The sequence below is a fragment of the Nautilia abyssi genome (assembly GCF_055388085.1).
The window spans coordinates 1,611,450-1,632,413 of record NZ_AP042376.1 but is presented as its reverse complement, the minus strand read 5'-3'; the positions used below and the strand labels follow the sequence as shown (position 1 = coordinate 1,632,413).

Genomic DNA, 20,964 nt, shown 5'->3' with positions numbered 1-20,964 from the left:
ATATTCATTTTGCACCCACTTTCAATAAAACCACTTTAACTGTTTTCATTAAAATCACAAAATCCAACCATAAAGACCAGTTTTTAATATACCAGGTTTCTAATTCATTTCTTTCTCTAAATGTTAAATTATTCCTCCCGCTTACCTGCCAAAGTCCTGTAAGGCCAGGTTTTACGCATAAAATAAAATTTTTATGGTTTCCAAGTTTTTCAATTTCGTTTAACATATAAGGACGCGGACCTATAAAACTCATTTCTCCTTTCAAAATATTTATTATCTGAGGAAGTTCATCAATAGATGTAGCCCTTAAAAATTTACCTATCTTTGTAATTCTGGGGTCGTTTTTATATTTATGATACTTTTCATAATACTCTATTTCTTCCGGATGTTTTTTTAAATATTCTTCAAGGAGTTTTTGAGAATTTTCATACATCGTTCGGTATTTATACACATAAAATATTTTTCCATTTTTACCGACTCTCTTTTGTTTAAAAAAAACGCTTCCAGGAGAATCAAATTTTATAAGAATTGATATTATTAAATGAACAAGTAAAAAAAAGGGCATAAGTAATACGGCAATTAAATAATCAAATAAATCTTTTATCAAAATATTCAGTTTATTTAACAATTTATTTTCAACAACAATGGAATTCAGCCTTAAATTGGTATACTCTAAAACATCTGAATGTGCGAAATTTATATTTGTAACATAAGGAATTAAATACATTCTTTTGTTTACATTTGAATACTGTTCAAATAACTCGTTTACTTTTTCAACACTTAAATTCTGTGTGGCTATAAATACATAATCATAAACATAATTACTGCTTTGCATACCTAAATACCAGTTATCCCGTATCTCTTTTATTAGCTTTTTCTTTTGATTTTTATTTCCGACTACTAAAACTTTTTCTCTAAATAACTTTAATTTTTTAAACAAAACAAACTTTTCGAGTCTTTTAAATGTAGGATACAATAAAATTAATAGTAAAATATAAATATTTATAAATAATCTCGAATAGTGAATATTGGTTTTTGTCAACGTTAAAATGGCCAAAACAATTAAATATGCAATAATTATAACTTTTATTATTTTATAACTCTCCTGCCAAAAGTCATATCGGTATTTATAAATTCCTTCATAATACAACAGAGACAATAAAATAAAAAACACAAATCCGAATTCTTTTAGAGTAATTACCTCATATTGAATGTTTATATTTTTTCTAATAAATGAAGCTAAAAAAAAGACAGCAATAAAAAAAATCAAATCCAAACACATCAATAAAATTTTATAAAAGACATTTTTCATTATATCACCTAATTTTTACACTTAATTTTGCCATGCTTAAACCCGATAAACTTTACAGCCACTTCCGCAATAAATCTAGGCACTAAAAAAGGATTTCTTTTAATCAAATTATACAATATAAACTTTGTCTGTTTTTTTCCTTCTTTACCAGCTTTATAACCAGCCAAATATTTATTTCTTCCGAAAAAACAACCGATTTGAAAATATCTCTTATATAGTGATTTTAATGTATAACTATGTGAATGACAAACTTTTGCCACAGCTTCATATTTTATACAGAATCCATTCATCACTGTTCTATATGCAAATTCCATATCTTCACTTACATTTGTGTTTGAAAAACCTTTTTGTTTTTTAAAATATTCCGCTTCATACATACAACAGCTGTTGGAAGTAAAAAACGTTTTTATCCCTAATTTTTCAATATCTCTTTTACACTTAATAATACTGCTGCCTGGATAATTGAAATTTCTGGCCAATTTTTCAATATCGTTTGAATCATCATACGGAATCTGTCTTGCATAAACTATTTTGATATTTTCATCAAATGCATTGACCATATTTTCAATTAAACATTCATTACATGGAACTGCATCCTGAGTTAAAAACAGATAATAATCATAACCATCAAATTTTAATATTTTATTTCTTGTCATCCCATGATTAAATTTTGACTTGTCAATTTGCTCAAACTCTATATTATATTCTTTTAAAATCTCAATAGTTTTGTCTTCTGAGCCTGAATCAATTATAAAAACATCCGGTTTTACCGTTTGTTTCTGTAACATCAGCAACTGTTTTTCCAAATATTTTTCCGCATTTAAAGTCGGAATAAAAACCAATACTTTCATACGTTTAGCATCAACCCTATATTTCTTAAAATACCCTGTTTTAATATTCTGTTTTTTAACAAAATTTTTCTTCTTTCAAAAAAAGATTTTTTTTCAAGATGTATAAAATCTTCCAGAATTTTAATAGTTGAAATATCCAGTTCATCTTTATATCTCTCTAAAAACTCTTTTGCCTGCAGAATATTTATATAGTGATGTTTATAAAATTCTCCCCTTTTAAATAAAACACTATTAATTATTCTTCCAATATTTTTTAACAACTCCTGTTTATATCCCTTTGCTCCTAAAGTATTACTTCCATGTTGTCTATATTTTATTGTTGACTCATTTATATAATCAATTTCACCAAAATACGCTGCTACCAATGCAATCCACCAATCATGCATTATTGAATTTTCAGGAATAGGTAGTGATTTTTGAGCCAATACTCTATTTATCATTACAGTACATCCTGTGATATTATTTTGCATTATCAACCTATTAAATGATTTATGCTCTGGAAAAATATGTTCATGCTTCCAAAACGATGGATGAATAAGATTTAAATTTTCATCTACTAATTCTAAATCTGTATGAATTAATACTGGTTTATTTTTATTTTTTTCAAGCTCTAACATTTTTAATAAAGTTTTTTCAATTTTCTTAGGTTTCCAAACATCATCCTGATCACAAAACATAAAATAATTGGCATTGGTATTTTTTAAAGCATATTCCAATAAATATGAAAAACTTCTTATGACACCTTTATTATCATTTTCTTCTAATAAGATTATTTTCTGAGAATATTTTTGTTTATAATTTTTTAATATTTCCAAAGAATTATCACTTGAACTATCATCTCTTACTATCAATACAAAATCATTATATGTTTGACTAAACAATGAATCTAATTGTTCCTGTAAATATTTTTCGCCGTTATATGTTGATAGTAATATTGTTACTTTCATTTAAAAAACTTTTTAATTGTACTAATAATATACTCTAAATTTTCTTTAGTTATACCGTAATACAAAGGTAATCTAATCAATTTTTCACTTTCTCTTGTAGTATATTCATCTTTTCCTACAAACTTTCCAAATTTAATACCTGCTAGTGAAGAATGCAAAGGAATATAATGAAAAACTGCTTTTATATCATTTTCATTTAAATAATTTAAAAGAGTTGTCCTTTCTTCCAAATTTTTTACCTTTATATAAAACATATGCGCATTATGACTAATGTCTTTAGGAATAACTGGTAACGTAAGATAAGACTTTTCTTCTAGTTCTTTTAAACCTTTGTAATAAATATTCCATGATTTAAGTCTATTTTCATTTATTTCTTTAGCCATCTCAATTTGTCCCCAAAGATATGCAGCACTTATTTCATTTAACAAATAACTGCTTCCAACATCTACCCAAGTATATTTATCAACCATTCCTCTAAAAAACTGTGATCTATTAGTACCTTTTTCTCTTATAATTTCAGCTCTTTCTATAAATTTTTCATCATTTATCAATAACAACCCACCTTCTCCTCCACTAGTATAATTTTTAGTTTCATGAAAACTATAACACCCAAAATGACCTAATGTCCCTAAATACTTATTTTTATAAGTACTCATCATTCCTTGAGCTGCATCTTCTATTACATATAAATTATACTTATTTGCTATGCTCATAATTTTATCCATATCACATCCAACACCCGCATAATGTACTGGCACGATAGCTTTTGTTTTTTCTGTAATGGCATTTTCTATTTTGTTTTCATCTATATTCATAGTGTCTGGGCGAATATCTACAAAAACTATCTTCGCACCTCTCAATACAAATGCATTTGCAGTTGATACAAAAGTATAAGAAGGCATTATAACTTCATCATCTGGCTGAATATCAATTAAAATCGCTGTCATTTCTAATGCTGCTGTACATGATGGAGTTAATAAAGTTTTTTTACTTCCAAAACTTTCTTCAAACCATTTTTCACATTTTTGATTAAAATATCCTCCACCGCTTAGTTTTCCTTTTTTAATTGCTTGAGCTATATATTTGTCTTCATTACCTGTATATGGAGCTTTATTAAAAAAAATCATTATAAACCCTTAATATGTCTTTTTTTTATTAACTTTGCAGGTATTCCTCCAACAATTGTATACGGTTCTACATCTTTCGTAACCACACTACCTGCTGCAATCACACTTCCTTCTCCTATTGTTACATTATGCAATATTATACTTCCTCCTCCTATCCAAACATTCTTTTCTATAATTATATCACCTCCTATATCAGGAAGGTTCAAATAATGATAATCATGTCCTGCACCTAAAAACATTACATTGGGACCAATTCTTACATTATTTTTAATAACAATTTTAGAGTCTTTATTGTGAAAAGAAGGAAAAATCTTAACACCCGTACTAATAGTAATATCACTTCCTAAATAAATCTTTTTGGGAAATCTAAAATAAACTCCATAATCAATTAGTATTCTTTTGCCATATGTTTTGAATAATAATTTATAAATTAAATTTCTCATAAATGGTGGTAATATATTAAGAAAAAATAAAAATAAATTCCAAAAGTAAGAATAATAAAGAAATAGTACTCTCAAAAAGTTTTTACTAAGAAACATAAATTAAAACTCCTAAAAATATAATTATTAGCCCTAATAATTTCAAAAAAGTTATTTTTTCATTTAACAAAATTTTTGAAAAAAAGACAACTAAAATAATACCAAAAGCAGTTGAAATATAAACTACATCTATTGATAAATGTTTTAATGCTAAAATACTAAATATGGGTATCATTAAAAAAGTTATTATAGTACTAACAAAAAAAATTCTTTTTTGTTTTACCTTATATAATTTATAAAAAGTTTGACCCAATGCAGTTAAAACCACGGCTAAGAATAAAAAAATATAATAAATCATTTTAATTTTGTTTCTTTGATGATAAATTAACTAAATATATTCCAAATAAAATTAAAACAATTCCAAATGTCTTTTTTATTTCCATTTGTGTTTCACCATTAAATATAGCTATTATATATATCAATGGAAAAAAAATTGCTGTAATTGGATATGAATCACTTAATAAATATTTTTTATGAATATTACCCCATAGTAAAAATTTTATGATATTTATTAATAAAACTACAATAACAATAAAAACAAATAATAAAAAATTATCAGAATAATTTGATTTTGCATAATAATTTAATAAATAAGCACTCAATATAGTAAGTAAAACTGTAGAAAAAACTAATAAATTTCTTACTACCATTTTACTTCTTTTTGTATTATTTCTTCTAAAATTTTATTAGGTTTTTCATACACTTCTTTTAAATAATCAATTACTTCTTTATCTAATTCAACTTGTAACTTTGAAGAGTTTATTTTCCTGTCATAAGTTTGAGGAATAAAATTATTATTTACTTCTAAATATTTATATAAAGTTTTAATTTCAGTTATATTACCAATAAATTCTTCTTTAATTAAAACATAAACTTGCTCTTTAGGAAAATACTTTAAATATTTTTCTAAATATTTATAATACATTCCCCTACCAATATAATCAAAAGGATCGACTGATGTATTAATATTAATTTTAGGTTTTTGTTTTTTTTCTAAAAAAACTTCTCTTAAGCTTCTTTTTTCAAGTCCATTTTCAACACTAAATTTATAGTTTGATATTGCCCTCTCTACAGGATTAGCTAAAATAAAAATTATTTTAGCTAAAGGAAAATATTTTTTTATTCTTTTTGCCACTTCTTCATTTTCATAATAACTTGTACTTTTTTCACCAAAAATTTTAGTTAATTTTGTACAGTTTTTAAAAAATTTTTGTCTATATTCACTAATATCAATTTTTTCATTTAAAAAATATTTAGGTTCAGGTCTCAAAGGTTTAGCCATACAAATTTCAGGATGTTCATCTAATACTGTATATAAATAAGTAGTTCCAGATCTTTGCGCTCCTACTATAAAAAATTGATTTTTATTCATTGATTATTTCCTTGATATAATAACTTTTTTTATTAGAAATCTGATCAAGAATCCTAGATAAATATTCTCCAATAACTCCTAATAATAATATAATAAATCCTCCTAAAAATGACATTAACACAACTAATGTTGTCCATCCTTCCACTTTACTACCATATATAATTCCATGTACAAGATAATATAATCCTATTATTAAACTTATTAATGATATTATCATCCCAAATATACTTAAAATTTTTATAGGATAAGATGAATAATTAATTAATAAATTGCTCATTAAAGCAAAAATTTTTCTGAAAGTATAATTTGATTTACCTTCTAATCTCTCTTTATGTTCAACTAATACATTTTCTATATTAGAAGCATACATAAGTAATAATCCAGGAATATATGGATAAGAAGTTTTATGATTTAGAACCCTTTTTATAACATCTCTTCTTATAATCCTAAAATTTGTAAGTACTATTTCCTTAGGTTTATTAAAAATTTTTTCATTTAAATAATTAATTAATTTTGTTCCCATTTTTCTATAAAAAGGATGTTTTTTCTCTTTAAATTTCCCAAAAACTAAATCTAATTCAGGATTACTTTCTACTTTTTTAATTAGATGTATAATTTCTGAAGGAGGATTTTGCATATCATCATCCATTGTTATAACATAGTCACCTTTTGTATGAGAAAAACCACACAATATGGCATTATGTTGTCCAAAATTTTTAATCAGATTTATAGCAATAATTTCTTTATATTTTTTAGCTAAATTTTTTATAACTTCCCAACTATTATCCTTACTACCATCATTTACTAATATAATTTCAATATTTAAATTATTTATTTTAGATATTTTTAATATTTCTTCAACTGTTTTATTAACAATTTTTTCACTGTTATAGACAGGAATAACTATCGAATATAATTTTTTCATTTTTGATCCTTAAAATAATTATTTGAAAATACATTCAATTTATATTTATATAAAAACTCTACTTTTTTATGTGAAAAAGATTTTCCAACTGCAAACTTTGGAGGTATTATTTTTGGATTAAAATAATTTTTATAAATCTCTTCTTGAGCCTTTTTTTGAGCTCGTATTATATATGGTTTCATCCTCCATGCTTGAATTATATTATAGATATTTACAAAAATCATAAACAATGAAAACAATAAAATAATAAGATTTTTTACTCTTTTAAGATATGAAAAATTAATATTTAACAAAATCAATACAAATGATAAATAAAACCCTATAAAACCTATTTCAAATGCTTTAGTATACCTTGGCGAAACAATTAACCATAAATTTTTTTCATTTGGAAAATACCTAAATAAACTCACTGCTAAAATAAAAGATAAAGAAAAAAACATTAAACTAATTGGAACAATTGTTTTTTTATAAAGCTTCAATTTGAAATAAAAAATAATTATAAAAATATAAAAAGCAAAATAAATATATCCAAAAACTTTCACAAATTCTTCACCAAAAATTTTTTTGAAATACATCACATTAATAACTCCACTAGCCAAACCTAATGAAAAAAAATCTATATAGTTTTTTAAACTAAGATTATTAATATTAAATTTAAATGTAGGAGAATGTGGCTGAATATCAAATAATAAAAAAAATATCTTTAATGACAAAATAGCAATAAACATTAAAATTATATATTTAAATATATAATTTTTTTTCTCGATTAAATAAATAATAATTAAAACAAATGATAAAGCAATTATAAATACTAACGAAAAACTTTTGTTAATAAATACTAATAAAAATGTTAATAAGAAAAATATTTTTAAATTTTTTTTATCTACCATTAATAATATAATTAACATAATAAAATACCACAAATTTGCTCTTAATACCAAAGGCCAACCATATTCCACTACACTTCTAATACTAAAAAAATGTAATATAATTACTAAAAAAACTATATATTTCCATTTATAATTTAATAAAACTTTATTTGAAATCCAAATTAATAATATTCCTACTAATATTTTGGATACTATACCAATATAAAAAAATAAATTAATACTAAGGTTAAAATATAAACTATTAATAATAAACGTTAAAGCTGTTAATGGTTGCGAATGCTGATCTTCCCATAATAACCTCCAATTAAAATTCCCATTTTGATAAATTGGATATAAATACATCTCCACATATCTCCACATATCTGACCTAATATATTTAGAATGTACTTCAAAACCAAAAAAAACTGCATTTAGAATAATTAAAGTAATAACAAAAAAAATAAAATATTTAATAAAATTATTTTTATTTAATTTAAAATTTAACTCACTCATATATTCACCTTAAACCAATTATTTTATGTAATTTTTTTATTCTTTGTCCCCAACTATTTTCCAATATAAAATTGACATTAATAAACTCATCATTTCTTTTGCGAATATTTTCTAAAACTTTTAAATATTCATCGATATTTTTGTATATTCTAATATATGATTTAAACTTATCTAGTTCTTCATAATAAACACTAATAACTTGATTATTAAAAGCAATATATTCATATAATTTAACTGGGTCTACTGCCTTAATTAACTCATTAATTTTAAAAGGCATAATCATTGCATCTGATTTTGAAATAAAAGTTTTAACATATTTATGTTCTAATCCATCAAAATATATTACTCTTTCATGCTTGTATTTTTTTCCTTCTACCGGTCCAACAATAAAGTACACTATATCTTCATATTTTTCTAAACTCGCTTTTATTACATCATAGTCAAACCACTCTGCTACAGTACCAATATATGTAAGAATTTTAAAATTTTTATATTTAAAAAAAAACTCGTCAAAATTATTATATACTTTTTCCTGCATCATATTTTTATCTAAAGCATTATAAATTATTTCATAATTTTGACAATTAAATTCTTTAGTTTTTTTATTAGCTAAATATTTTGATGAAAATAAAACCAAATCTGCTCTTTTAAATAATTCTTCTTCTATTTTCTTTAAAAAGTTTTTTTGACTTTCCATATTTGAAAACTCTATCACATCATCCATACAATCATATATTAAAAATTGGTCTTCATTTATAACATCCATTATATAAGGATATAATCTAATATCCGTTAACCAAATATATTTATATTTTTTTAATATAAATTTAAGTTGCAACTTCATCAATCTAAGATTGATTTCACCAATTAAAATACTTTTTTCTTCACAAGGAAATTTATACAAATAATATATATTTACATTATCTGCCGTATTATATGAAATTTCTTTATAAAATTTGGGCATATAAATATCCACATCAAAATATTTTTGTAATTCCAAGGCTAAAAAATGCGGCCTTTGTTTTATCCACCCCCAAGGAATATGCATAAAATAAAAAATTTTATTTTTAATCATATAATTTTCTCTTTAAAATATTAATAATTTTTTCACAAGCAGTTCCATCTCCAAATGGATTTTTTGCTTTTGACATTTTTTCATACTCTTCTTTATTAATCAAAAGTCTATTTGTTTCATTCACTATTTTCTTTTTATCAGTCCCAACTAACTTTATTGTACCTGCTTCTATTGCTTCTGGTCTTTCAGTAATATTTCTTAATACCAATACTGGCTTTCCTAATGCTGGAGCTTCTTCTTGAATTCCTCCACTATCTGTAAGAATTAAATAACTTTTATTCATTAAATAAACAAACTCTAAATATTCCAACGGCTCAATTAAATAAATATTTTTCACTCCACTTAATATCTCAAAAACTGGCTTTCTTACATTAGGATTTAAATGTACAGGATATATTATCTTAATATCTGGATTTTTTAATGCTATTTCTTTTAATGCTTCACATATATTTAAAAAACCTTCTCCAAAATTTTCTCTTCTATGTCCTGTAACTAAAATAAATTTTTTATTTATAATACTAATATCTAGTTTATTAGATATTTTTTTTAATATATCTTCTTCCATCTTGGGATTTAATTCTATTTTTTCAAGAATCATATATAATGCATCAATTACAGTATTACCTGTTATAAATACATTTTTTTCTGATATCCCCTCTTTTATTAAATTTGTATATGCTTTTAATGTTGGAGCAAAATGATAATTTGCTAATACTCCTGTTAACTTACGATTTGCCTCTTCTGGCCATGGAGAATATAAATCACCTGTTCTAAGCCCTGCTTCAACATGCCCTATTTGAATTTTATGATAAAATGCAGACAAAGAAGTCGCAAAAGTAGTTGTAGTGTCCCCATGTACTAATACTATATTTGGATTATACTCTTTATATACTTCCTCCATACTTTGTATTATATTAGCAGTAACATCTGATAATGTTTGATTCTTCTTCATTATATTCAAATCATAATTTGGTTTTATATCAAATAAATTTAATACTTGGTCTAGCATCTCTCTATGTTGAGCGGTCACACATACTTTTACATTAAACTCTTTATTCTTTTCAAACACTTTTACTAGGGGCGCCATTTTTATCGCTTCCGGTCTCGTCCCAAATACTAATAATATCTTCTTCAAGATTATCTCCTATATTTATGAGGTATCCACTTCCCGTGTTTTGATTCATAAATTTTTTTATTTTTTTCAAATAATTTCTTTTTCCATTCTGACGGTTCTTTATCAAATGTCGCACTTAAATGGTGATAAATAAAAACATCATCTGCACAAACTAGCTTATAACCAGCTTTTTTTGCTCTTTCGCAAAAATCGTCATCTTCAAACATACCTATACCAAAAGCTTCATCTAAAAGTCCTATTTTGTCAAAAACTTCTTTTTTAATCATTACGCAAAAAAATGCTAAAACTCTTACTTTATCATATTGTTTTAACCTATTTTCTTTATATAGTTTTTCTGCAAAAGAAACAATCTCTTCTTCAGTTTTTACATTTGTTTCAATTTTTGCTTCATTTCCTATATTATTAGTTCTTGGTCCAACTAATCCGATCTTGTTATCTAATTCAAAATGGGCCATTAATCTTTCAATCCAATTAGGGGTAACAAATGTATCATTATTTAATAAGACAATATAATCTCCTGTTGCATTTTTAATGCCAATATTATTACCAGCCGAAAAACCTAAATTTTCTTCATTTAAGATTACTTTTACATTTTTTTTATTTTTAGCATATTCTTTTAAATACTCTTTTGTGCCATCTTGGGAATTATTATCTACTATTATAACTTCTAAGTTTTCATAATTAGAATATTTCTCTACACTATATAAACATCTTTTTGTCAAATCTAAATTATTATATGTAACAATAATCACACTTACTTTATTATTTTTTTTTTTGTATTCTTTTTCCAATAATTCCAATGTTTTCCCTGCAATTTTATCAAATAATTTAACTTGCTTTTTTGACCACATTTTTTTCCACATTGGAACTTTTAATAATTTTGTATCTTTTGCTTTTTTAAAATCTTCTTTAGTTTTATTTTCATAACTTGAATTTACTCTTTTATTTTTTAAATAATCAACAATTCTTTCATCATAATCTAAATTAAAAAATTCTAAAATTTCTCTAACAACACTTTCAGGGTTATCTACCAAATCTTTATGATAAATATTTAAAACATTCTCTGGAAACATTTTAGAAAACATTAATCCCTTTTCAACATAAAAACTCCATGTCTCACATGCTTTTTTAAAATCATTGGACCAAATAGTTGGAAAACCACTATTTACCATACTATTAACAACTTCTCTTCCATCACGCATAATATTTATAATTTTAGTATCAGGAAAAACTTTTAATAATTTATCAATAATTAATACATTTTCAGGAGATTGTTCTATAAAAATTTCTGCTTTATGTACTTTAAAAAACATACTTTTTATACCTTCTCCTAAAAAATACAAATATTGGTCTTTTGATATCTTGTGTTTATTAAACCACCCATCTTCAACTTTTTTAGCTATATCAAAAGCTTTATATGGATTATCATTTTCATTTCTTAATAAATAATATAAAAAATTACTTTCTGCAGATGTTTCAATTTTTTCATGTTCTGCTAAAGCCCAACTTAATGCACTAGTACCACTTCTTGGACTTCCACATACAAAAAAAACTTTTTTATTCATTTATTATCCTTTCAATTATATTAACTCTTTCATCCCATGAATTTTCTTTTGCAACTTTTTCCCTTTTTTCTAACAACTCTTTATAATCTGACCTATTTTTTTCTTCTAAAGCTTTGTCTATATTATCCAAAAATTCTTCTTTATTACTAGCTAAATAGCAAACGTTTTCATATTCTTTTAATTCAGGAAGCATAGTAGAAACAACTGGCTTTTTTGCACTAATGTATTCATAAAATTTTACAGGATTTGTAGCTTCAATTAAAGGAGTTAGTTTAAAAGGAATTAAACATACATCAAAATTATACAAATATTTTGGTAATTCTTCATATTTTTTTTCACCCAATAAAAACACATTTGATAACTTCTCTAATTTAGTAATATCTCTATTTACTGTTCCAATTAAAACAAAACTATAATTTGGTCTATTTTTAGCGCAATATTCTATGATATCTACATCAAACCAACTTGAAATTGCACCATAATATCCTATGATAGGTTTTTTAATATTATTTGGTAAAAGTTCTTTTGGTTGTTTTGAAAAAAACTCATAATCAGTTCCATTTTTCACTAAATATACATTTTTATTATATTTAATAGCTTTAGAATAAAGTTTATTAGATGATACTATTATTTTATCAGAAAGTTCAAATAACTCTTCTTCTAATATTTCCATAAAATCATCAATATTATCAAACCCTGAATGTTCATCCATACAATCAAAAATTATTTTACCATTATAATCTTTTTTTAATTTTTTTATTAATTTTAACCAATTTGGAAATTGAACAAAATATACTAAATCATTTGATAAATCGATATTATCTATTACTCTTTTTATTTGAGAATACATTTCTTCAATTTTTTCTAATGTTAAAAATTTTTCATATATATTAAATCCCCTGCTTTTCAAGCTAAGTTCATAAATATTTTCATCAAGTTTTTGTAATTTATTTTTATAAAAGCTATTTGAAAGATATATAATTTTATAACCTTTTTTTGCTAAACGACTAAAAATTTGTTGAGGTCTTTGCCATCTAAAATGCCACGAAATTATTGGAAAAGCTAATATTATTTTTCCATTTTTAAACTCTTTTTGTAAATTTTTTAATACCTCTTCAAACTCTTCTTCATTTAAATTATCAACCGCTTTTTTTCCAAATTTTTTACCATATAAAATATAGTGTACTAAAGGATTAATTTCACTAAAATCAACACCTTCGTTGCTTTCAATATAAAATTTTGTATCAAATTTATCACTTGGATTTCTAAACTCTTGTGCACCATGTCTAATATAATGTATAATAGGTTCTATATCCATAGCTCTTACATCCGGATACTCAAATAAATAATATCTATAATCAAATAAATCACTTTTTTCAATTATTCTTTTCCACTTTAATTCTTTTAATTTTTTTATCATCAATTAACCTTTTTTAATTCTTCTCAAAGGTCTTGTAATTTTCCAACTATTACTAGAATAAATAGTTGCTAATTCTTCTTCTAAATTTTTAATGTGTTCTTCTAAAGCACTAATTTCTTTTGACTTTAATTTTAATTCTAATTCAAGTAATTTATTCTCATGTTCAAGAAAATTAATCTTTTTTGTTGCTTTTTCTAATTTTTCATCTAAATCACTTACAAATAAATTATATAAATTATCTATATCCCATACATTATCACTGATATTTTTTATTTGTTCAATATTATTTCTTTTCAATGCATCTAATAAACTTAAAATCACCCTAGGCATTTCATAATTCGATTGAATATTATGATGTTTTAAACTTGGTTCTAAAAAATTTTTAATTAAATCTTTATTTTTATGATAATTATCTAAAAGATTTAAACTTAAGTTCTTATCTATTACCTTAATTACTTCTTCTGTATTATTTAAAAGTTCATCAAAACTTACAAATATTCTCTCATAATCTCTACTAAACTTCTCTGCAAATACAAAATATTTTAGCCATAAAAGTAACCCTTTTTCAATATCAAAACCATTTCGTTTTTGTAAAGACATAGCAACTTCTAAAGGATTTCTATATGGAATAATAATTTTTATATTATAATTTAACTTTTCTAAAGCTTTTTCATATAACGGAAACAAATAACAAATTCTAGGGTCTTTTATAGCAAACAAATCTTCTTTAGAAAATTCTTCAATAAACAATTCATATATACGATTAATATATTCTAATGAACACTTTTCTAACTTTTTTAGACCAAATCCTATATCATCCCATGAACTTTTTATACTGCTTAAAATATCTTCATTTAAAGTAACAATTTTTTTATTTTCATAATAGCCTTTTATATTATCACTTTGTGGTGACAAAAGCTCACTTCCTAATGCAACACCTAAATAAGAAAGTACCCCAGTTAAAGCAGAAGTACCACTACGATGCATACCTAGAATAAAAATAGCATTCTTCACTAAATTTACTCCTTCCATTTTTTAATATTCAATTTTAGTTCTTTTTCTAATCTTCTAAACTCAAAAAAATATAAAATTTTCAAAATAAATTTTAAACCTATATTCATTTTTGGATAGTCATTTTTAAATACTTTTTTATTTTTAAAAAAATATTTTTCTTTTACTTCTAAAAAATCCAATACTTCATTCATATATTTATTTTGGTCCTTAACAAAGTCTTCATAAAGAATAATTTTAAAATTATCTTTTGGAAAAAAATCAAAATAACGTTTTAACTGCTTAAAATAAAATCCTCTAGATATATAACTATAATCCCTTGCATAGTTTTTATTTTTCTTTATTCTAAAAAACTCTAACACAATAGCTAAAATGAAAGGATATTTCTCTTTTTTTCTTTTTCTCATCATCCAATAATGGCTATATGCTCTTTCAATTGGATTCCTTAATAAAACTATAAACTTTATATCTTTTCCCAAAGTATTGTAAATTTTTTCAGGAATGTCATCAAAATAAATATATGCAGGAGTTATTTCACCTTTAATACTATTATATTTACAATGTTCGAAATAAGTTTTATAAAATTCTATTCCTTTGTTAAACTTTTCATCAATATCAAAAAAATGTATCTCTTTAACTTTACCTAAACAAATCTCTTTAACATCTTTTAAATGTGTATAAAGTAAAGTCGTCCCAGACTTTTGGGCTCCAATACCTAGAAAATTTAACATATCTCAACTTTCTTTATCATATCACATAATCCTGTAGCTTTTAAATAATCATTCTTTTCAGGTAATATCTTTATAACATATGCATCAAGAATTCTATGAATATGTTTTTTATTATTACTTATACCAGTATTAAAAAAATAAAAGCCCGGATTAAGATTTAATTTAATTTGCCATTTTAATAATAATCTTTTATTATCTACTACTTTTTGTCCTAAAAACTTATTAATATTTATCGTACCTCCACTAATTGCAATACCTTTTTCTGTTTTTAATGCAAAACCACAATTCACATTATCTAGTTTTTGCATTATTTCCACTTCATATTGCAAGATATACTCTTTGTTTTTTTTAACTACATTTACTTTATCTCCATCTAATGTTGTTAATACAACATTAGATATCCTTGCACCTTTTTCATCATAAGAAATTGTGGATGTTGGAATCAAACTTGGGTCAAAATATTCTTCTATTGATTTATCATCTGAAACTTTTTCAACATTATCTAAATTATTTAACTCATATTTTTTATTTTTGATATTTTCAAATTCTTCTAATATTTTACTTTTATCGATTACATTTTCATTACTATACTTCATATATAGTCCAGTAACAAGTTTTGGTTCACCATCTAAAATCATATCACCCTTATGAAGCCATATTGCTCTATTGCAAAGAGACACAATACTTTCAGCACTATGAGATACAAATAATATTGTAGCGCCTTTTTTTCTTATCTCTTCCATCCTTGCAAAACACTTCCTTTGAAATGCAGCATCCCCAACTGCTAAAGCTTCATCAACTATTAATATATCTGGATCTACATTTATAGCTATTGAAAATGCTAATCTAGCTTTCATACCGCTACTATACATTTTAAGTGGCTGATATATAAAATCACCAAGTTCAGAAAATTCAACTATCTGTGCTAATTTTTGATCAATTTCTTCTTTGGTAAGTCCGTTTATGGTAGCATTTAAATAAATATTTTCAATTCCGTTCATTTCCGGATTAAGTCCTGAACTTAATTCAAGTATTGCAGAAATTTTTCCATTTACATTAACTTTACCACTACTTGGTTGTAAAACTCCTGTAATTATCTTAAGTATAGTAGATTTTCCACTTCCATTTCTTCCAATAATTCCAACAGTTTCACCTTTTTTTATTTCAAAAGAAATATTTTTTAAAGCATAAAAATCTTTATGATACTTCCTGCCAAAAGGATTTAAAGATTCTTTAAGTCTGTCAATTGGTTTAGAATATAATTTATAAATTTTTGAAATATTTTGAACTTTTATTGCAATATTCTTTTTCATTATAAAACATCTCCAAAATGAGGTCTTAATCTTTTAAAAACTATTGCTCCGATAACAAAAAAAAATATTGCCACTATCCAAAAATAAATAGAAATTTTCCATCTCTCCCAAAACCATATATGATAAATAAAACTGTCTCTATATCCTTGAATAATATAATAAAAAGGATTCATTTTTATTATGATTTGATATTTATGAGGTATCATTTTTATATTCCAAAAAATAGGAGTTAACCAAAATCCAAATTGCAATAAAATAGCCACAACACTACTTACATCTTTTACAAATACTTTAATAGAGGATAATAACCAAGAAATTCCAAGAATCAAAATAAATGCGGCAAAAAGATAATAAATAATTTGAATCCAATAAATTGATGGTTCATAACCATAAATAAGAAAGGAAATCATTAAAAACAACAACAACCCTAAATGTATAATTAATGCTGAACCAATTTTCACTATCGGTATAATACTAACTCTAAAAGAAACTTTTTTTACTAAAAAAGAATAACCTTCTATTGATTTAACACCTGACATTATTGAATTGACTATAAAATTCCATGGTATCATTGCTGCTATTAGCCATAAAAAAAATGGAATGTTATTATCTACCGGTTTATGCTTAAACCCTACCTGAAATACAAACCAAATAACTAACATAAAAGCTATTGGTTGTATAAATGCCCATAAAACTCCAAAATAAGACCCTAAATACTCTTTTTTAAAGTCATTTTTTATTAATGTAATTAATAATTCTTTATTTTGGACAATATGTTTTAAAAATCTATAAAATTCTTTAAAATATCTAACCAATTTTATCCTTTATATTTATCTAAATACCACTGAATGGTTTTCACTATACCGCTTTCAAAGTTTTCATCCGCTCTCCACCCAAGCTCGTTTTCTATCTTACTCGCGTCTATTGCATATCTTCTGTCATGTCCAGGTCTGTCGGATACAAAAGTTATAAGTTCCTTGTAACTTTTGAGTGTTGAGTGTTGAGTTTTGAGTTTTGAATTGTTTTCAATAGGATATAACTCATCTAAAATTTCACATATTTTGTTTGCAATATAAATATTCGTTCTTTCATTTCTTCCGCCGATATTATATGTTTCCCCTGCTCCGCCTTTATGGTAAGCTAAATCAATTCCTTTACAATGATCAAGCACATAAAGCCAATCTCTTATGTTTTTACCATCTCCATAGATTGGAATAGAATTTTCATTCAGTGCGTTTCTTATGATTGTTGGTATCAGTTTTTCATCATGCTGCTTTGGTCCATAGTTATTTGAGCAATTTGTAATAACCGTATCCATTCCAAACGTATGATGATAACTTCTTACTATCATATCAGAGCTTGCTTTGCTTGCACTATATGGTGAATTTGGAGCGTATGGAGTTTCTTCCGTGAATAATACGTTCGGATCCTCAGGTAATGTTCCGTATACTTCATCAGTTGATATATGATGGAATCTGCATCCTTTATATTCGTTTTTATATTTAAATGGCTCTTCCATCCAGTGATTTTTTGCAACATCTATTAATGTATATGTTCCGTCAACATTTGTTTTTACAAATACTCCCGGGTTTTTAATTGAATTGTCCACATGACTTTCAGCCGCAAAGTGGATAACTCCTCTTATATCGTATTCATTGAAAATATGTTCTACAAGTTCCCTGTTACAGATATCGCCTTTTATAAATTTATATCTTGGATTATCTTCCACTTCTTTTAAGTTTTCAAGGTTACCGGCATATGTAAGCAAATCTAAATTAACTACGTTATATTCAGGATATTTTTCTAAAAAATATGGAATAAAATTGCTTCCTATAAATCCGGCACCACCTGTAATTAATATTGTCTTTTTTGTCTTATCCATTATTTATCCTTTGTAAGCACTCTTTTAAAGATTCTCTCCAATATGGAATAGTTATATTAAATTCATTTTTGATTTTATTTTTATTTAAAACTGAATAGTGTGGTCTTTTGGCAGGAGTTGGATAGTCTTTGCTCTCAATTGGATTTACTTTTATCTCAATATTTTCTATTTCAAATATTGCTTTTGCAAAGTCATACCAGCTAATAACACCTTCGTTTGAATAGTGATAAATTTCAGCTTTTTTATTTTTTATTTTTTCAAGGTTTTTATCAATTATTTCTAGTATTGCAAAAGCTAAATCTTTTGCATATGTTGGAGTACCTACTTGATCGAATACAACTCCTAGTTCACCTCTGTCTTTGAGTTTTAGCATTGTTTTTACAAAGTTATGGCCAAAATAACTATACACCCATGAAGTTCTAATTATTATCCCACTAGCACCTGAAGCTTTAAAAGCTTCTTCACCTTTAAGTTTTGTAAGTCCGTAAACTCCTTGAGGGTTTACTGGATCATCTTCGACGTAAGGCCTATAATTTTTCCCGTCAAATACGTAATCTGTCGAAATGTGAATGAGAGGAATTTCTTTTTCTTTTGCGGCATGTGAAAGGTACTCTATCGCTTTATGATTTACTAAATCGGCTTTTTCTTTCTCTTCTTCCGCCCTATCAACCGCCGTATATGCCGCACAGTTTATAATTAAATCAATATCTTTTTTATTTACATATTTTTTAATATCAGCTTCTTTTGAAATATCTAAATCGTTTACATCAGTGAAAAAAAATTTTGAATTTTGAATTTTGAATTTTGAATTATTTTTATTTTTTTCTTTATTTATAACTCCTAACTCATAATTCATAACTAAATATTTTATCTCGCCTCCAAGCTGTCCGTTTGAGCCTGTAACTAAGATATTCATTTATTATCTCCATATAGATCAATATATTCAAAAATTTCTGCGTCTTTCAAATAAGGAGCATTTTTATCTTTATCTGATACAAGAATTTCATCTTTTGGAAAATTCCAGTTGATATTAATGTCCGGGTCATCAAATCTAATACTTCTATCACATTCAGATGAATAGTAATTATCTACTTTATATACAAATATAGCTTCATCACTTGTTACTAAAAATCCGTGAGCAAATCCTCTTGGGATAAATAGCTGCCTTTTATTTTCTTCACTAAGCTCTACCGCTACGTATTTTCCAAACGTCGGACTTCCTTTTCTTATATCCACAGCTACGTCTATTACGCTACCTTTTATTACTCTAACAAGTTTACTTTGAGCAAATGGTGGTAATTGATAATGAAGACCTCTAAGTACTCCTCTTTTACTTTTAGATTCGTTATCTTGAATGAAGTTTATTTTTCTTACATTATTTTCAAATAAATCCCGACGGAATGTTTCCATAAAATAACCCCTGTCATCTCCGAAAACTTTCGGCTCGATTATCACAACTTCCGGTATTTCAGTCTTTATAAATTTCACACTATTCTCCCGCAACTTTTAAAAGATACTGTCCGTATCCTGTCTTTTTAAGCTCTTCTCCTAATTTTTGAAGAGTTTCTTTGCTTATCCAGTCATTTTGATATGCAATCTCTTCAATACATGCTACTTTAAGCCCTGTTCTTCTCTCAATCGTAGCAATAAAATGACTAGCTTCTAGTAAATTTTCATGAGTACCGGTATCAAGCCACGCATATCCTCTACCCATAAGCTCTACTTTTAATCTGTCTTCTTTTAAATACATTTCATTAATAGTAGTAATTTCAAGCTCACCTCTATCACTTGGTTTCACATCATGAGCTTTTTTTACTACGTCATTTGGGTAAAAATATAGCCCAACTACCGCATAATTGCTTTTAGGGTTTTTAGGCTTTTCTTCGATACTTATTGCGTTCATATTCTCATCAAATTCAACTACTCCGTATGCCGTAGGATTGCTAACGTAATATCCGAATACAACAGCTTTGTTTTCGCTCTTTACAGTTTCTCTTGAACGTTTTAAAAGTTCTGTAAGACCATGTCCGTAAAATATATTATCACCAAGTACCAAACAAACGTCATCATCACCTATAAACTCTTCTCCAAGTAAAAATGCTTCGGCAAGCCCTCTTGGCTCTTCTTGAATTTTATATTCTAGTTTTAGTCCTAATTGACTTCCATTTCCAAATATTTGTTTATAATTATCAATATACTCTGGATTTGAAATAATTAATATCTCTCTTATTCCACTTAACATTAAAATTGATAATGGATAATATATCATTGGTTTATCGTATATTGGTAGTAACTGTTTACTAATACCTCTTGTAATAGGATATAGTCTCGTACCACTACCCCCTGCTAAAATAATACCTTTCATCATCTCTCCTTA

General features: G+C 25.3%; 21 protein-coding genes and 1 pseudogene. All 22 read right to left on the bottom strand.

What is annotated here, in order from left to right; genetic code table 11:
• Window positions 1-4: 4 nt before the first annotated feature.
• Window positions 5-1,312: an exopolysaccharide biosynthesis polyprenyl glycosylphosphotransferase gene (locus tag ACZ5EP_RS08595; protein ID WP_464508791.1), complete on the bottom strand. Its 1,308-nt coding sequence runs from the start codon at window positions 1,310-1,312 to the stop codon at window positions 5-7.
• An 8-nt stretch (window positions 1,313-1,320) separates the two neighbouring features.
• The gene (locus tag ACZ5EP_RS08590) at window positions 1,321-2,163 is read right to left on the bottom strand and encodes a glycosyltransferase family 2 protein (RefSeq protein ID WP_464508790.1); all 843 of its coding nucleotides are present in this window, start codon (window positions 2,161-2,163) and stop codon (window positions 1,321-1,323) included.
• Window positions 2,160-3,110, bottom strand: coding sequence for a glycosyltransferase family 2 protein (locus ACZ5EP_RS08585; RefSeq protein ID WP_464508789.1), 951 nt, complete (start codon window positions 3,108-3,110; stop codon window positions 2,160-2,162). Before ACZ5EP_RS08585 ends, ACZ5EP_RS08590 begins: the two co-directional genes overlap by 4 nt.
• Entirely contained in the window at window positions 3,107-4,237 is a 1,131-nt protein-coding gene (gene rffA / locus ACZ5EP_RS08580; protein ID WP_464508788.1) for a dTDP-4-amino-4,6-dideoxygalactose transaminase, read from the bottom strand. Before rffA ends, ACZ5EP_RS08585 begins: the two co-directional genes overlap by 4 nt.
• A pseudogene (locus ACZ5EP_RS08575) lies at window positions 4,237-4,407 on the bottom strand (DapH/DapD/GlmU-related protein); the annotation flags it as partial. The gene rffA and the pseudogene ACZ5EP_RS08575, both read right to left, overlap by 1 nt.
• Window positions 4,408-4,765: 358 nt before the next feature.
• Window positions 4,766-5,074: a DMT family transporter gene (locus ACZ5EP_RS08570; protein WP_464508787.1), complete on the bottom strand. Its 309-nt coding sequence runs from the start codon at window positions 5,072-5,074 to the stop codon at window positions 4,766-4,768.
• A gap of 1 nt (window position 5,075) precedes the next feature.
• Window positions 5,076-5,426 (bottom strand): DMT family transporter, encoded by a 351-nt coding sequence (locus ACZ5EP_RS08565; protein WP_464508786.1) that lies wholly within the window; start codon window positions 5,424-5,426, stop codon window positions 5,076-5,078.
• Window positions 5,420-6,148, bottom strand: coding sequence for a sulfotransferase family protein (locus ACZ5EP_RS08560; RefSeq protein WP_464508785.1), 729 nt, complete (start codon window positions 6,146-6,148; stop codon window positions 5,420-5,422). Before ACZ5EP_RS08560 ends, ACZ5EP_RS08565 begins: the two co-directional genes overlap by 7 nt.
• On the bottom strand, window positions 6,141-7,073 hold the full coding sequence (locus ACZ5EP_RS08555; RefSeq protein WP_464508784.1) for a glycosyltransferase family 2 protein: 933 nt from the start codon (window positions 7,071-7,073) through the stop codon (window positions 6,141-6,143). Before ACZ5EP_RS08555 ends, ACZ5EP_RS08560 begins: the two co-directional genes overlap by 8 nt.
• Complete coding sequence (locus ACZ5EP_RS08550) at window positions 7,070-8,455, bottom strand: hypothetical protein (RefSeq protein ID WP_464508783.1); 1,386 nt, start codon at window positions 8,453-8,455, stop codon at window positions 7,070-7,072. Before ACZ5EP_RS08550 ends, ACZ5EP_RS08555 begins: the two co-directional genes overlap by 4 nt.
• 4 nt (window positions 8,456-8,459) lie before the next feature.
• Complete coding sequence (locus ACZ5EP_RS08545) at window positions 8,460-9,530, bottom strand: glycosyltransferase family protein (RefSeq protein ID WP_464508782.1); 1,071 nt, start codon at window positions 9,528-9,530, stop codon at window positions 8,460-8,462.
• Complete coding sequence (wecB, locus tag ACZ5EP_RS08540; protein ID WP_464508781.1) at window positions 9,523-10,665, bottom strand: non-hydrolyzing UDP-N-acetylglucosamine 2-epimerase; 1,143 nt, start codon at window positions 10,663-10,665, stop codon at window positions 9,523-9,525. Before wecB ends, ACZ5EP_RS08545 begins: the two co-directional genes overlap by 8 nt.
• 2 nt (window positions 10,666-10,667) lie before the next feature.
• Window positions 10,668-12,230 (bottom strand): glycosyltransferase, encoded by a 1,563-nt coding sequence (locus ACZ5EP_RS08535; protein ID WP_464508780.1) that lies wholly within the window; start codon window positions 12,228-12,230, stop codon window positions 10,668-10,670.
• The gene (locus tag ACZ5EP_RS08530) at window positions 12,223-13,650 is read right to left on the bottom strand and encodes a glycosyltransferase (protein WP_464508779.1); all 1,428 of its coding nucleotides are present in this window, start codon (window positions 13,648-13,650) and stop codon (window positions 12,223-12,225) included. The genes ACZ5EP_RS08535 and ACZ5EP_RS08530 overlap by 8 nt, the downstream gene beginning before the upstream one ends.
• Window positions 13,651-13,653: 3 nt before the next feature.
• A complete protein-coding gene (locus ACZ5EP_RS08525; protein ID WP_464508778.1) occupies window positions 13,654-14,664 on the bottom strand; it encodes a sulfotransferase family protein in 1,011 nt (336 codons plus the stop codon).
• Between the two features lie 5 nt (window positions 14,665-14,669).
• Window positions 14,670-15,392 carry a sulfotransferase domain-containing protein gene (locus ACZ5EP_RS08520; protein WP_464508777.1) on the bottom strand — a complete coding sequence of 241 codons (723 nt, stop codon included), beginning with the start codon at window positions 15,390-15,392 and terminating at the stop codon, window positions 14,670-14,672.
• Complete coding sequence (locus ACZ5EP_RS08515; protein ID WP_464508776.1) at window positions 15,386-16,705, bottom strand: ABC transporter ATP-binding protein; 1,320 nt, start codon at window positions 16,703-16,705, stop codon at window positions 15,386-15,388. The genes ACZ5EP_RS08520 and ACZ5EP_RS08515 overlap by 7 nt, the downstream gene beginning before the upstream one ends.
• Window positions 16,705-17,520: an ABC transporter permease gene (locus ACZ5EP_RS08510; protein WP_464508775.1), complete on the bottom strand. Its 816-nt coding sequence runs from the start codon at window positions 17,518-17,520 to the stop codon at window positions 16,705-16,707. Before ACZ5EP_RS08510 ends, ACZ5EP_RS08515 begins: the two co-directional genes overlap by 1 nt.
• A gap of 2 nt (window positions 17,521-17,522) precedes the next feature.
• Complete coding sequence (rfbB, locus tag ACZ5EP_RS08505; protein ID WP_464508774.1) at window positions 17,523-18,587, bottom strand: dTDP-glucose 4,6-dehydratase; 1,065 nt, start codon at window positions 18,585-18,587, stop codon at window positions 17,523-17,525.
• On the bottom strand, window positions 18,580-19,503 hold the full coding sequence (gene rfbD / locus ACZ5EP_RS08500) for a dTDP-4-dehydrorhamnose reductase (RefSeq protein WP_464508773.1): 924 nt from the start codon (window positions 19,501-19,503) through the stop codon (window positions 18,580-18,582). Before rfbD ends, rfbB begins: the two co-directional genes overlap by 8 nt.
• Entirely contained in the window at window positions 19,500-20,075 is a 576-nt protein-coding gene (gene rfbC, locus ACZ5EP_RS08495) for a dTDP-4-dehydrorhamnose 3,5-epimerase (RefSeq protein WP_464509645.1), read from the bottom strand. Before rfbC ends, rfbD begins: the two co-directional genes overlap by 4 nt.
• A 1-nt stretch (window position 20,076) precedes the next feature.
• Window positions 20,077-20,952, bottom strand: coding sequence for a glucose-1-phosphate thymidylyltransferase RfbA (gene rfbA, locus ACZ5EP_RS08490; RefSeq protein ID WP_464508771.1), 876 nt, complete (start codon window positions 20,950-20,952; stop codon window positions 20,077-20,079).
• Between the last annotated feature and the right edge of the window lie 12 nt (window positions 20,953-20,964).

What these genes read in the sequence shown, in the direction of transcription:
- ACZ5EP_RS08595 (WP_464508791.1), bottom strand. Translation starts at nt 1,312, where the DNA reads ATGAAAAATGTCTTTTATAAAATTTTATTGATGTGTTTGGATTTGATT.
- ACZ5EP_RS08590 (WP_464508790.1), bottom strand. Translation starts at nt 2,163, where the DNA reads ATGAAAGTATTGGTTTTTATTCCGACTTTAAATGCGGAAAAATATTTG.
- ACZ5EP_RS08585 (WP_464508789.1), bottom strand. Translation starts at nt 3,110, where the DNA reads ATGAAAGTAACAATATTACTATCAACATATAACGGCGAAAAATATTTA.
- rffA (WP_464508788.1), bottom strand. Translation starts at nt 4,237, where the DNA reads ATGATTTTTTTTAATAAAGCTCCATATACAGGTAATGAAGACAAATAT.
- ACZ5EP_RS08570 (WP_464508787.1), bottom strand. Translation starts at nt 5,074, where the DNA reads ATGATTTATTATATTTTTTTATTCTTAGCCGTGGTTTTAACTGCATTG.
- ACZ5EP_RS08565 (WP_464508786.1), bottom strand. Translation starts at nt 5,426, where the DNA reads ATGGTAGTAAGAAATTTATTAGTTTTTTCTACAGTTTTACTTACTATA.
- ACZ5EP_RS08560 (WP_464508785.1), bottom strand. Translation starts at nt 6,148, where the DNA reads ATGAATAAAAATCAATTTTTTATAGTAGGAGCGCAAAGATCTGGAACT.
- ACZ5EP_RS08555 (WP_464508784.1), bottom strand. Translation starts at nt 7,073, where the DNA reads ATGAAAAAATTATATTCGATAGTTATTCCTGTCTATAACAGTGAAAAA.
- ACZ5EP_RS08550 (WP_464508783.1), bottom strand. Translation starts at nt 8,455, where the DNA reads ATGAGTGAGTTAAATTTTAAATTAAATAAAAATAATTTTATTAAATAT.
- ACZ5EP_RS08545 (WP_464508782.1), bottom strand. Translation starts at nt 9,530, where the DNA reads ATGATTAAAAATAAAATTTTTTATTTTATGCATATTCCTTGGGGGTGG.
- ACZ5EP_RS08535 (WP_464508780.1), bottom strand. Translation starts at nt 12,230, where the DNA reads ATGAATAAAAAAGTTTTTTTTGTATGTGGAAGTCCAAGAAGTGGTACT.
- ACZ5EP_RS08530 (WP_464508779.1), bottom strand. Translation starts at nt 13,650, where the DNA reads ATGATAAAAAAATTAAAAGAATTAAAGTGGAAAAGAATAATTGAAAAA.
- ACZ5EP_RS08520 (WP_464508777.1), bottom strand. Translation starts at nt 15,392, where the DNA reads ATGTTAAATTTTCTAGGTATTGGAGCCCAAAAGTCTGGGACGACTTTA.
- ACZ5EP_RS08515 (WP_464508776.1), bottom strand. Translation starts at nt 16,705, where the DNA reads ATGAAAAAGAATATTGCAATAAAAGTTCAAAATATTTCAAAAATTTAT.
- rfbB (WP_464508774.1), bottom strand. Translation starts at nt 18,587, where the DNA reads ATGGATAAGACAAAAAAGACAATATTAATTACAGGTGGTGCCGGATTT.
- rfbD (WP_464508773.1), bottom strand. Translation starts at nt 19,503, where the DNA reads ATGAATATCTTAGTTACAGGCTCAAACGGACAGCTTGGAGGCGAGATA.
- rfbA (WP_464508771.1), bottom strand. Translation starts at nt 20,952, where the DNA reads ATGAAAGGTATTATTTTAGCAGGGGGTAGTGGTACGAGACTATATCCT.